Raw genomic sequence first — 12667 nt, forward strand, 5'->3', positions numbered from 1 at the left:
GCGGGGTGCTCTCGCCGGTGGCCTTCGGGGCCGTTGTCAGTGGCGGGGTGCACGATGGGGGACATGGCCGGATCGGTGCTCGACTCGTTCTCCCCCGCGACCCGCGGCTGGTTCGCGGGGGCCTTCAGCGCGCCCACCGCCGCGCAGGAGGGTGCCTGGCGCGCCATCGGCGAGGGGGCGGACGTACTGGTCGTCGCGCCGACCGGCTCCGGAAAGACCCTGGCCGCGTTCCTCGCCGCGCTGGACGGGCTGGCGTCCGCCCCGCCCCCGGCCGAGGCGAAGAAGCGCTGCCGTGTGCTCTACGTGTCGCCGCTCAAGGCCCTGGCGGTCGACGTCGAGCGCAATCTGCGCTCACCGCTGACCGGCATCCGCCAGGAGTCGGTACGGCTCGGACTTCCCGAGCCCGAGGTCCGGGTGGGAATCCGCTCCGGCGACACCCCGGCCGCCGAGCGCCGCTCGATGACGACCCGCCCGCCGGACATCCTGATCACCACGCCCGAATCGCTGTTCCTGATGCTGACGTCGTCGGCCCGCGAGGCGCTGTCGGGCGTCGAGACGATCATCCTCGACGAAGTGCACGCCGTGGCCGGCACGAAGCGGGGCGCCCACCTCGCCGTGTCCCTGGAGCGCCTCGACGAGCTGCTTCCCCGGCCGGCCCGGCGGATCGGGCTGTCGGCCACGGTCCGCCCGGTCGACGAGGTGGCGCGCTTCCTCTCGCCGCGGCGGAGGGTGGAGATCGTCCAGCCGCCCTCCACCAAGCGGTTCGACCTGTCGGTGGTCGTGCCGGTCGAGGATCTGGGCGAGCTCGGCGGCTCCCCCGCCACCGACACCGACACCGACACCGATGGGGGCGGCCGGGCGGACAAGCCGTCGATCTGGCCCCATGTCGAGGAACGCATCGTCGATCTCGTCCAGGAGCACCGCTCCACCATCGTCTTCGCCAACTCCCGCCGCCTCGCCGAACGGCTGTGCAACCGGCTCAACGAGATCGCGTACGAGCGCGCCACCGGCACCGTGCCCGGCGATCAGGACCCCGCCCCACGCCTGCCGGAGGCGCACTCCCCGGCCGAGATCATGGCCCAGTCCGGTGCCGCGAAGGGCGCTCCGGCCCTGCTCGCCCGCGCACACCACGGTTCGGTCTCCAAGGAGCAGCGCGCCCAGGTGGAGGAGGACCTCAAGGCGGGTCGGCTGCCGGCCGTGGTGGCCACCTCCAGCCTGGAGCTGGGCATCGACATGGGCGCGGTGGATCTGGTGATCCAGGTGGAGTCGCCGCCCTCGGTCGCCTCCGGTCTGCAACGGGTCGGCCGGGCCGGGCACCAGGTCGGCGCGGTCTCCACCGGCGTGGTCTTCCCGAAGTACCGGGGCGATCTGGTGCAGGCGGCCGTGGTCACCGAGCGGATGCGCGAGGGCTCCATCGAGGCGCTCCGCATCCCGTCCAACCCCCTGGACGTGCTCGCCCAGCAGCTCGTCGCCATGGTCGCCCTGGACACCCTGCGGGTGGACGATCTGCTGGCCGTGATCCGCCGCGCCGCGCCCTTCGCCTCCCTGCCCGAGTCGGCGTTCACCGCGGTGCTGGACATGCTGGCGGGCCGCTATCCGTCCGACGCCTTCGCCGAGCTGCGCCCGCGTGTGGTCTGGGACCGCGTGGCCGGTACGGTCACGGGCCGCCCGGGTGCCCAGCGGCTCGCCGTGACCTCCGGCGGCACCATCCCGGACCGCGGGCTCTTCGGAGTCTTCCTCGCGGGCTCCGACCCCAAGAAGGGCGGCGGCCGGGTCGGTGAGCTGGACGAGGAGATGGTGTACGAGTCCCGGGTCGGCGATGTGTTCACGCTGGGCACCACCTCCTGGCGGATCGAGGACATCACCCGCGACCGGGTCCTGGTCTCGCCCGCTCCCGGCGTTCCCGGCCGGCTGCCCTTCTGGAAGGGCGACCAGCTGGGCCGCCCGCTGGAGCTCGGGCGCGCGCTGGGCGCGTTCCTCCGGGAGATCGGCGGAATGCCGGACGAGGAGGCGCGTCGGCGCCTGCTCGACGCCGGCCTCGACGCCTGGGCGGCGGACAACACCCTGTCGTACATCGACGAGCAGCGCCGCGCCTGCGGTCATGTGCCGGACGACCGGACCGTCCTCGTGGAGCGCTTCCGCGACGAGCTCGGAGACTGGCGGGTCGTGATCCACTCCCCGTTCGGGGCGCAGGTCCACGCCCCGTGGGCGCTGGCGCTGAGCGCCCGACTCGCCGAGCGGTACGGCATGGACGCGCAGGTGATGCATGCCGACGACGGCATCGTGCTGCGGCTGCCCGACGCCGACCTGATGGGCCTGGACCTGCTGGACTTCGATCCCGGGCAGGACCCCGGCCGGCCCCCGTCGCCCGCGCCGAACCTCTCCTCCGACGGCGGTCAACCTCCTGTGGGCGCGGCGGATGTGACGTTCGATCCGGGCGAGATCGGCGGGATCGTCACCGACCAGGTCGGGGGGTCGGCGCTGTTCGCCTCCCGGTTCCGCGAGTGCGCGGCCCGTGCGCTGCTGTTGCCGCGCCGCAGCCCCGGCAGGCGCACCCCGCTCTGGCAGCAGCGCCAGCGCGCCGCGCAACTGCTCCAGGTCGCCTCCGAGTTCGGATCGTTCCCGATCGTCCTGGAGGCGGTCCGCGAATGCCTCCAGGACGTCTTCGACGTTCCCGGGCTGACGGAGCTGATGGGCGACCTCGAAGCACGCCGGGTCCGGCTTGTCGAGGTGACCACCCAGGAACCCTCGCCCTTCGCCCGCTCGCTCCTGTTCGGCTACGTCGCCCAGTTCCTGTACGAGGGCGACTCCCCGCTCGCCGAGCGGCGCGCGGCCGCGCTCTCCCTCGACTCCCATCTGCTGGCGGAGCTGCTCGGACAGGCGGAGCTGCGCGAGTTGCTCGACGCCGACGTCCTGACCGAGCTGGAGCGGGAACTCCAGTGGCTGGCCGAGGACCGTCGGGTCAAGGATGTGGAAGGGGTCGCCGACGCGCTCCGGGTCCTCGGCCCGCTCACCGTCCCCGAGCTGGCCGAACGGGGCGCCCGCCCGGAGTGGGCCACGGAGCTGTCGACCGCCCGCCGGGCCATCCGGGTCCGGATCGGCGGCACGGACCACTGGGCGGCCGTCGAGGACGCGGGACGGCTCCGCGACGCCCTGGGGACCGCCCTCCCGGTCGGTGTCCCCGAGGCCTTCACCGAACCGGTGAAGGACCCCCTCGGCGACCTCCTCGCCCGGTACGCCCGCACCCACGGCCCATTCACCTCCGCGGGAGCCGCCGCCCGCTTCGGTCTCGGCACCGCGGTCACGGACGGCGCGCTCCAACGTCTCGCCGCGACCGGCCGGATCGTCCAGGGCGAGTTCCACCCGGCCGGTATCGGTCAGGAGTGGTGCGACGCCACCGTGCTGCGCCGGTTGCGGCGTCGCTCGCTCGCCGCGCTCCGTCACGAGCTGGAACCGGTCCCGCCCGCCGCGCTCGCCGGTTTCCTCCCGCAGTGGCAGCACCTGGGCGACAACAGTCTGCGCGGAATCGACGGACTGGCCCGTGCCATCGAACAGTTGCAGGGTGCGCCGGTCCCGGCGTCGGCCCTGGAGAAGCTGATTCTTCCGAGCCGGGTGACCGGTTACACCCCGGCGCTGCTGGACGAGTTGACGACCACCGGTGAGGTCGTCTGGGCCGGGGCCGGGGCACTGCCCGGCAAGGACGGATGGCTGTCGCTCCACCCCGCCGACAGCGCGCCGCTGCTCCTCCCGCCCCCGCACCCGCTCGAACTCACCGCGCTGCACGAATCGGTCCTGGCGGCCCTGAGCGGCGGGTACGGCCTGTTCTTCCGGCAGATCGCCGACCGGATCCGTGCCACCACGCATCCGGACTGCACCGATCCACAACTCGCCGACGCCGTCTGGGATCTTGCGTGGTCGGGCCGGCTCACCAACGACACACTGGCCCCGCTGCGGGCGCTCCTCGGATCCGGCAGGACGGCGGGGTCGACCGCCCACCGCGCCCGACGGAACGTCCCCCGCGGGCGTTACGGCTCGCTCACCGCCTCCGCCCGGCCGACGTCCCGCACCGGCCCGCCCACCGTGTCGGGCCGCTGGTCCCTGCTGCCCATGGTCGAGCCCGACCCGACCCGCCGCGCACACGCGCTGGCGCGCACACTCCTCGACCGCCATGGGGTCGTGACGCGCGGCGCGGTGCAGGCCGAGGGCATCGAGGGCGGTTTCTCCGCCGCGTACCGCGTCCTCTCCGTGTTCGAGGACAACGGGCAGGCGCGGCGCGGCTACGTGGTCGAAGGGCTGGGCGCGGCCCAGTTCGCGATGGACGGCGCGGTCGACCGGCTACGCGCCGCGTCCACCGCTCGCGACCGTGCGGAACCGGGTGCCGCGTCCCGCGCCCTGGTGCTCGCGGCGGCGGATCCGGCCAACGCGTACGGAGCGGCGCTGCCCTGGCCGGAGCCGCCGGACGGCGCCGGGCACAAGCCGGGACGCAAGGCGGGAGCCCTGGTGGTGCTGGTCGACGGCGAACTGGCGATGTACATGGAGCGTGGCGGCAAGACACTCTTGATCTGGCCCACCGACCCGGAGGACCCGGCACTCGCCGCGGCGGCCGGGGCGCTGGCGGCGGCCGCCCGCGCGGGTGCGCTCGGCACGGTCACGGTGGAGCGCGCCAACGGGGCCCCGTCCCTGACGTCGCCGCTCGGGCGCGCCCTGGAGGCGGCCGGATTCCTGGCCACGCCGCGGGGACTCCGGCTCCGCGCCTGACCCCTTCCGGGCCCGCCCCGGCGCCTCCCGGTCCCTCCCGTGCCCCGTACAGCCCCGCACGCCCGATGCCCCGCACCGTCCCGTGCCCCGACCGCGGTGTGCACGTCGCATCATGGAGACATGCCCGAAGGAGACACCGTCCTGCAGACCGCGTCCCGTCTGCGCGCCGCGCTCGCCGACCGCGTCCTCACCCACTGCGACCTGCGCGTCCCCCGGTTCGCCACGGCCGACCTGACCGGACGGACGGTGCTGGACGTCACGTCGCGCGGCAAGCATCTCCTCACCCGCCTGGAGGGCGGCCTCACCCTCCACAGCCATCTGCGGATGGACGGTGCCTGGCGGGTCTACGCCCCGGGCGAGCGCTGGCGGGGCGGTCCCGCCCATCAGATCCGCGCCGTGCTCGGCAACACGGCCCACACGGCCGTCGGCTACCGGCTCCCGGTCCTCGAACTCCTCCGCACGCGCGAGGAGGCACGAGCGGTAGGCCATCTCGGCCCCGATCTCCTGGGCCCCGACTGGGATCCCGGCACCGCCCTGCGCAACCTGCTCCGCGACCCTTCCCGACCGCTCGGCGAAGCCCTCCTGGACCAGCGCAATCTGGCCGGAATCGGCAACATTTACAAGGCCGAGCTCTGCTTCCTCGCCCGCGCCACCCCCTGGCTCCCGGTCGGTGACCTGGCCTCCCCCACCGCGGCCCGTCTCGTCACCACGGCCGGACAACTCCTCGATGCCAACCGCGACCGCCCCGTGCGCATGACCACGACGGGCGCGAACCGGCCCGCGCGCCCGGGCGCCGCACCCCTCCGGTACGGCGCGAACGAACGGCTCTGGGTCTACGGCAGGGCCGGTCGCCCCTGTCTGCGTTGCGGCACGCCGATTCGCGCGGCCGACCAGGACGCCCGCCCCACCTACTGGTGTCCGCGATGCCAGACCGGCCCCACGCCCGGGTACGTCGGGTAATCGCCGTCGAGCCACCGTGCCGAGCGGCCGGTGCCCCGGAACACAGCACCCACACTGCCGGCCGCCGCACACGGGCCGCCTGTTCTCCCCGTCACCCACCAATTGACGCTCCGTCAGATCAGGTCGTACCGTCCGTTCATGACCCTCACCGGGTACGACCTCACGGGCCGCTCCGCCTTCGTCACCGGCGCGGCGAGCGGCATCGGCCGGGCGAGCGCCGCCCTCCTCGCGGCAGCGGGCGCCACCGTGCACTGCGCGGACCGTGACGAGCACGGCCTGCTGGAGACCCGGGAACTGATCGCGGGAGCGGGCGGCACGGCCCACGTCCATCCCCTGGACGTCACCGACCGCAGCCAGGTCGGAGCGGCCGTGGCCAACGCGGGCGATATCGACATCCTGGCGGCGGTGGCCGGGATCATGCATACCAGCAGCGTTCTGGAGACCTCGGACGACGACCTCGATCGCGTTCTCTCCGTCAACTTCAAGGGCGTTCTGTACGCATGTCAGGAAGTGGCCCGCAGCATGATCGCGCGCGGCGTGCCGGGTTCGCTGATCACGATGGCCTCGGGAGCCGTCGACGCCGCGAGTCCCGGGCTGCTGTGCTACAGCGCGGCGAAGGCGGCGGTTGTCCAGTTGACGAGAACCCTCGCTACCGAACTGGGGCCACGATCCATCCGGGTCAACGCCGTCGCCCCGGGCTGGATCCGCACCCCCATGACCGCCCGCCACGACGCGGAACGGCAGCACCGGGCGGAGACCGCCATGGCACGGATGTCACCCCTGGGAAGAGTCGGCCGCCCCGAGGACGTCGCCCATACCGTGCTCCACCTCGCCTCCGACGCGTCGGCGTTCATGACCGGTCAGATCCTTCGTCCGAACGGGGGCGCAACCATGCCCTGGTAACACGCCTGACCATGGCGGCACGCCGCCGGAGAGCCCCCGCCCACCCGGCCGCACCACCCGTCCCCAGCGGCCCGGCAGCATCACCCGTCCCGCCCCCCGACCACCAAGCGGCACAACGCGCCCCGATCCCGGACCACCAGTCCACGCACCCCGCCCGAAACCCGGACCACCGGTCCACCGGCATGTGCGATGCGCCCGCTCCCGCCTGCCGTGTCGCCGCGGCGGCATGCACGGGCAGCAGGCTCAATCCCCACCCGCCGGCCGCCACCGCGCCCTCGACGAGCCCCGCATGGGCCGGTTCCAGCACCAGCCGCAGCACGGCCCACCACCAGACCCCGCCGAGAACGAGCGCCGGTACCCATCGCCGTACCATGGCTGCCTCCTCCTCCGGCCGAACGTAGTCCGGCGTGCTCGCCCGCCGGGAGGGCGCACCGGAGCACCACCAGCGCGCGGTACTCGGCCGTGGAGCCTTGTGCGCTCGCGCCCGGAACTCCCCCGAGCGTGTCGTGCGGGCCGGAACGCGCTGTGCGGGATCGTGCCCCCGCGGCGGCCGGCAAGGTCTCGGCCCGGCGGTCTCCGGCGCGAGGTCCGGCCTCATGAGGCCCCCGGGCGACCCGGGTGGCCGTCCCCCGTCCCCCCGCGGTCCGCCGCGCCCACGCCACGACCGCATCCAGGGCGAGCCCCCACCACGACCGCGTCCGGCACGGCGTCCCGGACGCACCGCACCACCCATGAGCCCCCACCGGTGTGGGGTGGGGGCTCGGCGGGCGCGGTCAGGACTCGTCGCGGCGGAGGGAGTCCTTGATTCCCTTCGCACGCTCCCGGGCATCGCCGGCGGCGCCCTTCGTCCGCCCCTTGGCCTGGTCCGTCCTGCCCTCGGCCTCCTTGCGGCGGTCGCCGGTCATCTTGCCCAGGGCCTCCTTGGCCTTGCCCTTCATCTTGTCCTTGGCACCTTCGTCAGCCATTTCGACTCCTTCGGATGAGGTTGAACGACCGCGCCGCGCCCTTCGGGACCGGTCCTACGCGGCTGTCCGACGGGACGAACGGCGAACGGGACACACCCGTGCTTCGAGAGCGTCGGATGTCCGCCGTCACGCCTGCTCCGCCTGGAACATCCAGGCGTGCTTTTCGAGGTCGGCGGTCAGACCGATGAGCAGGTCCTGACTGACCGGATCGGGGGCCTCGGTCTTCTCGATCCGTTCCCGCATGCGGCCGATCACCACACCGAGGGCGCCCACCAGGGCCTCCACCGCGTCCACGTCCGCGATCCAGCCGCCGGGTACGGACTCGATGGCCGTGGCCCTCGCCACCGTCCCCGACCGCCCGTCCGGATTGACGCCGAGGGCGGCGGCCCGTTCCGCGACCTCGTCGGAGTGCCGACGTGCGGTGTCGACGACCTCGTCGAGTTGCAGATGCACGGAGCGGAACCGCGGCCCGACCACGTTCCAGTGCACCTGCTTGGCCACCAGGGACAGATCGACCAAGTCCACCAGAGCACCCTGCAGCGCGTCTCCCACGACCTTCAGGTCGGCCTCGGACAGCGGACTCTTCACCACGGACATGCGCTTCTCCGATCTGATGCCTTCCGCCCAACACCCACCACGATGGCACAGACCAACCGAAATGGTCATTCGGGGAGAAATCATCTCAAGCGATCCGGGTCCGCCCCGGAAGCCCCACGCTCCCGCGCAGATCCCCACCACAGGCCCCCGGACACGGAAAAGCCCCGGCCGCCCCGCGAAAGGGGCCGACCGGGGCTTCCCACCGGACACCGGACCGCACGATCAGGCGGCGACGACATCCACCGCTTCCGCGGGCGCCTTGATGGTCACCCGACCCGTCGGCACACCCGCCACCGACGTCACGGAGACGGAATTGAGCATCGGGCGCACCGGCACGGGTACCGGATCGCCGACTGCCGCCGACTCGGCCAGTTCGGCCAGCGACAGCTCATCGCTCACTTCACGCATGAGCTCGGACATCCGTACGTCAAGCGCGTCGCAAATGGCGGAGAGCAGTTCGGAGGATGCCTCCTTCTGCCCCCGCTCCACCTCGGAGAGATAGCCGAGCGAGACTCGGGCGGACGAGGAGACTTCGCGCAGAGTACGGCCTTGGCGCTGGCGCTGCCGACGCAGCACGTCACCAAGCAGGCGACGGAGCAGAATCATCGGTGGCTCCCTCCTCGGACCGCGTAGCCGCATCCTTCACGCCCCACCGTACCGCCTTGCGCCGCGGCCGTGCGGGGAGCGATGTCGTGTTCACTCAGGGCTGCAAACATCAATTCCCCCCGTTCTGTTCCGTATCCTGTGCGCTTGCATTCTTGCGGAGTTCGTCGGAAAGCAGTGCGAGAACGTTCCGGACGCTCTCTTTACGGATGTCCGTACGTCCGCCGTTCAATCGCAGTGCCGCCGTGCATTCCGCGCCGTCCGGCCCGGCGACCGCCACGAAGACCGTGCCGACGGGGTTCCCGTCCTGGGGATCGGGACCCGCGACACCGGTGGTGGCCACTGCCCAGTCCGCTCCGAGAAGCCGGCGGACGCCTGTCGCCATCTGCCGTACGACCTCCGGGTCGACCGCGCCCCGTTCCGCCAGGAGAGCACCGTCCACACCGAGCAATTCTCGTTTCAGGGGCGTCGCGTAGGCCGTCACGGACCCGAGGAAGGAACGCGAGGCACCCGGCACGGACGTCAGTTCCGCCGCGACCAGACCGCCGGTCAGCGACTCGGCGACGGCGAGGGTCTCGCCACGGGTCACGAGCAGTTCCAGCACCCGGGCCGCGTCGGTCACCGCTCCGCCCCCGCCGACCCCCGCGCGCCCTGCTCGACAGCGGTTCCGGCGCCGGACTCCTCGGCCGCGAGCCCCCCGCGCCGCAGCACGACGGCCTGGCGTACGTAGTCGAGTCCGGTGACGACGGTCAGCACGACGGCCACCGCCATCACCCAGAACCGGAAGGTGGCGAGCGGACCGGTGAGCGCCAGGACGTACATGCCGACGGCCGTTCCCTGCGCCAGGGTCTTCATCTTCCCGCCACGGCTGGCCGGAATGACCCCGTGCCGTATCACCCAGAACCGCATCAGCGTGATGCCGATCTCGCGGAAGAGGATCACGCCGGTGACCCACCAGGGAAGGTCCCCCAGATACGACAGGCAGATGAGCGCCGCGCCCATGATCGCCTTGTCCGCGATCGGGTCGGCGATCTTACCGAAATCGGTGACAAGGTTGTACGTACGTGCGAGATGCCCGTCGAACAGGTCGGTGATCATGGCAATGGCGAACGCCGCCCAGGCAAAGGACCGCCAGGCCGGGTCGTAACCGCCGTTGTGCAGCAGCAACAGCACGAAGCCGGGCACCAGCACCAGCCGCAGCATCGTGAGCAGATTGGCGACGTTCCACAGACTGGCCTGATTGACGGCCGCGCTGCCCAGCTTGCCGCCGCGGACCGGCTTCGCGCCGGAGCCGCCTGCCGCGGATGCCGGGACTCCCGTCATCTGGCCGCCTCCATGAGTTCGGAACACTCGGCCACCAGGTCCACTCCTTCGGTACCCACGACCTTTGCTTCGACCATAAGGCCGGGCACGAGGCCCTCGCGTGCGGTGAAGAGCACCTGGCCATCCGTCTCGGGTGCCTGGTGCGCCGCACGCCCCACCGCGCCGTCCTCGTCGTCCACGGACTCGACAAGCACCTGGAGGGTCTCGCCGAGGCGCTCCTCGGCCCGCTGCGAGGTCAGCTCCTCGGCAAGCCGCGAGATGTGCGCGAGGCGTTCCGCGACGACATCGGCGTCGAGCTTGTCCTCGTAGCCGGCCGCCTCGGTGCCCTCCTCGTCGGAGTAGCCGAACACGCCGATGGCATCGAGCCGGGCACCGGTGAGGAAGCGTTCCAGCTCCGCCACGTCGGCCTCGGTCTCGCCGGGGAAGCCGACGATGAAGTTGGAGCGGGCACCGGCCTGCGGTGCCTTGCCCCGGATGGTTTCCAGCAGTTCCAGGAAGCGGTCGGTGTCACCGAAGCGGCGCATCGCCCGCAGCACCCCGGGGGCCGAGTGCTGGAAGGACAGGTCGAAGTACGGGGCGACCTTCGGGGTCGAGGTCAGCACGTCGATGAGGCCCGGCCGCATCTCCGCGGGCTGCAGATAGCTGACCCGGATCCGCTCGATCCCGTCCACCTCCGCGAGTTCCGGCAGCAGCGTCTCCAGCAGCCGGATGTCGCCGAGGTCCTTGCCGTACGAGGTGTTGTTCTCGGAGACCAGCATGACCTCCTTGACCCCCTGCCCGGCCAGCCAGCGGGTCTCGCCCAGCACGTCCGACGGGCGCCGCGAGATGAAGGAGCCGCGGAAGGACGGGATGGCGCAGAACGAGCAGCGGCGGTCGCAGCCGGAGGCGAGCTTCACCGAGGCGACGGGGCTGGTGCCCAGCCGACGGCGCAGGGGCGCCCGCGGTCCCGAGACCGGGGCGACGCCCTCGGGGAGGTCGTCCGGTGCGGGCACCGGCTCGGTCTGCTGGGCGTGCCCCGGCAGGGCCACCGCGGCGTCCTGCCGCTCGGCGGGGCTGATGGGCAGGAGCTTGCGGCGGTCGCGCGGGGTGTGCGAGGCGTGGACGCCACCGCTGAGGATGGTCTGCAGACGGTCGGAGATGTCGGCGTAGTCGTCGAATCCGAGCACCCCGTCCGCCTCGGGCAGGGCCTCGGCGAGGTCCTTGCCGTAGCGCTCGGCCATGCAGCCGACGGCGACGACCGCCTGGGTCCTGCCGTGGTCCTTCAGGTCATTGGCTTCGAGCAGGGCGTCGACGGAGTCCTTCTTGGCGGCCTCGACGAATCCACAGGTGTTGACAACGGCGACATCCGCGTCGGAGGCGTCCTCGACGAGCTCCCAGCCGTCCGCTGCCAAGCGGCCTGCGAGCTCCTCCGAGTCCACCTCGTTACGGGCGCAGCCGAGAGTGACAAGGGCGACGGTACGGCGTTCGGGCATGGGCTCAAGACTACTTTGTCCCGGCAGCCGCTCTGCCGTGCAGGTTCCCTCGTTACGCCCAGTGACGAAAGCGGCGGGCGCCGGCAGGATTGCCGTGCGCTCGCCGCCTCGCCGTCACCACCGGGGCACGGCTGCCGTCACCTCGCAAAACGTCTGCCGGCCGCCCGGCGCACAGCGCGCCGCGCGGCCGGCTCGTGCCGACGTCAGCCGACCGACGGATCGCCCTTCGTGTACGAGAGCCGCTCGACCTGGCCCGGCTGGAACGTGTCCTCGACCTTCTTGCCATTGACGAACAGCTCGATGGCCCCGGCGTCACCGAGGACGAGGTCGATCCGCTCCTGGTCCTGGAAGGTCTTGGACTGGCCCTGCAGCAGCAGACCGTCGAAGAGCTGTCGCCCGTTGTGGTCCTTGGCGGAGATCCAGCTCTTGCCGTCGTTCGCGCTGAGCTTCACCGTCACCTTGTCCCGGGGGGCCGCGGCGATGGCGCCGTCGGTGGGGTCCGGCTTGGGGTCGGCGGGCTTGGTGGGCTTGGGCTCGGGACTCTGCGTGTTGGCCTTGGGGCCCTCCGCGACCTGTGTGGTGGTGGGTGCGTCGTCGCCGCTCCTGAGGAACGTGAAGCCGACGAAACCGACGACGGCCACGATCGCGGCCACCATGGCGGCCGTCCAGTTGGGGCGACGGGGATCGGAACGGATGCGCTCGGCCTCGAACAGCGGGGCCGCGGACGTGGGCGCGGGACGGCCGCCGTGCTCGGCGTCGTACTGCGCGACCAGCGGTTCCGGATCGATGTGGACGGCGCGTGCCAGCATACGGATGTGCCCGCGCGCGTAGACGTCGCCGCCGCAGCGGGAGAAGTCGTCCTCTTCGATCGCGTGCACGATGGGAATGCGCACCCGCGTGGATGTACTGATCTCTTCGACCGTGAGACCTGCGGCGATACGAGCCTGCTGAAGCACTCGACCGATCAAGGGCCGGTCGTCTTCGGGGGAGTTGCCGATGGACACGGGGGCGCCTTTCGAGCGTGAGCCACCTGCTGGGTGTTCAGTCTAGGGGGGGTACGAAAGGGTGGGGCAACCGGGAGGAAGG

General features: G+C 72.1%; 10 protein-coding genes. 3 read left to right on the plus strand and 7 right to left on the minus strand.

What is annotated here, in order from left to right; translation table 11 throughout:
- The first annotated feature begins 63 nt into the window (after window positions 1–63).
- From ACF1CT_RS32035 to ACF1CT_RS32045, 3 genes are all read left to right on the plus strand, one after another.
- Complete coding sequence (locus ACF1CT_RS32035) at window positions 64–4758, plus strand: DEAD/DEAH box helicase (protein WP_391787502.1); 4695 nt, start codon at window positions 64–66, stop codon at window positions 4756–4758.
- A 120-nt stretch (window positions 4759–4878) separates the two neighbouring features.
- Window positions 4879–5718 carry a DNA-formamidopyrimidine glycosylase family protein gene (locus ACF1CT_RS32040; RefSeq protein WP_391787503.1) on the plus strand — a complete coding sequence of 280 codons (840 nt, stop codon included), beginning with the start codon at window positions 4879–4881 and terminating at the stop codon, window positions 5716–5718.
- A gap of 138 nt (window positions 5719–5856) precedes the next feature.
- The gene (locus ACF1CT_RS32045; RefSeq protein ID WP_391787504.1) at window positions 5857–6621 is read left to right on the plus strand and encodes an SDR family NAD(P)-dependent oxidoreductase; all 765 of its coding nucleotides are present in this window, start codon (window positions 5857–5859) and stop codon (window positions 6619–6621) included.
- A 773-nt stretch (window positions 6622–7394) separates the two neighbouring features.
- On the opposite strand, the gene ACF1CT_RS32050 is transcribed toward ACF1CT_RS32045, so the two are convergent.
- From ACF1CT_RS32050 to ACF1CT_RS32080, 7 genes are all read right to left on the minus strand, one after another.
- Window positions 7395–7586: a CsbD family protein gene (locus ACF1CT_RS32050; protein WP_391787505.1), complete on the minus strand. Its 192-nt coding sequence runs from the start codon at window positions 7584–7586 to the stop codon at window positions 7395–7397.
- 126 nt (window positions 7587–7712) lie between these two features.
- Window positions 7713–8183: a Dps family protein gene (locus tag ACF1CT_RS32055; RefSeq protein WP_391787506.1), complete on the minus strand. Its 471-nt coding sequence runs from the start codon at window positions 8181–8183 to the stop codon at window positions 7713–7715.
- A gap of 222 nt (window positions 8184–8405) precedes the next feature.
- Window positions 8406–8789, minus strand: a complete 384-nt coding sequence (locus ACF1CT_RS32060; protein ID WP_361450755.1) for a helix-turn-helix transcriptional regulator — start codon at window positions 8787–8789, stop codon at window positions 8406–8408.
- Between the two features lie 109 nt (window positions 8790–8898).
- A complete protein-coding gene (locus ACF1CT_RS32065; RefSeq protein ID WP_391787507.1) occupies window positions 8899–9408 on the minus strand; it encodes a CinA family protein in 510 nt (169 codons plus the stop codon).
- Window positions 9405–10109, minus strand: a complete 705-nt coding sequence (gene pgsA / locus ACF1CT_RS32070; protein ID WP_391787508.1) for a CDP-diacylglycerol--glycerol-3-phosphate 3-phosphatidyltransferase — start codon at window positions 10107–10109, stop codon at window positions 9405–9407. The genes ACF1CT_RS32065 and pgsA overlap by 4 nt, the downstream gene beginning before the upstream one ends.
- Entirely contained in the window at window positions 10106–11581 is a 1476-nt protein-coding gene (gene rimO / locus ACF1CT_RS32075; protein WP_391787509.1) for a 30S ribosomal protein S12 methylthiotransferase RimO, read from the minus strand. Before rimO ends, pgsA begins: the two co-directional genes overlap by 4 nt.
- A 203-nt stretch (window positions 11582–11784) precedes the next feature.
- The gene (locus tag ACF1CT_RS32080; RefSeq protein ID WP_391787510.1) at window positions 11785–12585 is read right to left on the minus strand and encodes a helix-turn-helix domain-containing protein; all 801 of its coding nucleotides are present in this window, start codon (window positions 12583–12585) and stop codon (window positions 11785–11787) included.
- Window positions 12586–12667 lie beyond the last annotated feature (82 nt).

The sequence above is a fragment of the Streptomyces sp. NPDC014734 genome (assembly GCF_043083325.1).
GTDB lineage: Bacteria > Actinomycetota > Actinomycetes > Streptomycetales > Streptomycetaceae > Streptomyces.

Coding starts and splice junctions, on each gene's coding strand:
- ACF1CT_RS32050 (WP_391787505.1), bottom strand. CDS start 7,586: ATGGCTGACGAAGGTGCCAAGGACAAGATGAAGGGCAAGGCCAAGGAG.
- pgsA (WP_391787508.1), bottom strand. CDS start 10,109: ATGACGGGAGTCCCGGCATCCGCGGCAGGCGGCTCCGGCGCGAAGCCG.
- rimO (WP_391787509.1), bottom strand. CDS start 11,581: ATGCCCGAACGCCGTACCGTCGCCCTTGTCACTCTCGGCTGCGCCCGT.
- ACF1CT_RS32060 (WP_361450755.1), bottom strand. CDS start 8,789: ATGATTCTGCTCCGTCGCCTGCTTGGTGACGTGCTGCGTCGGCAGCGC.
- ACF1CT_RS32045 (WP_391787504.1), top strand. CDS start 5,857: ATGACCCTCACCGGGTACGACCTCACGGGCCGCTCCGCCTTCGTCACC.
- ACF1CT_RS32055 (WP_391787506.1), bottom strand. CDS start 8,183: ATGTCCGTGGTGAAGAGTCCGCTGTCCGAGGCCGACCTGAAGGTCGTG.
- ACF1CT_RS32035 (WP_391787502.1), top strand. CDS start 64: ATGGCCGGATCGGTGCTCGACTCGTTCTCCCCCGCGACCCGCGGCTGG.
- ACF1CT_RS32040 (WP_391787503.1), top strand. CDS start 4,879: ATGCCCGAAGGAGACACCGTCCTGCAGACCGCGTCCCGTCTGCGCGCC.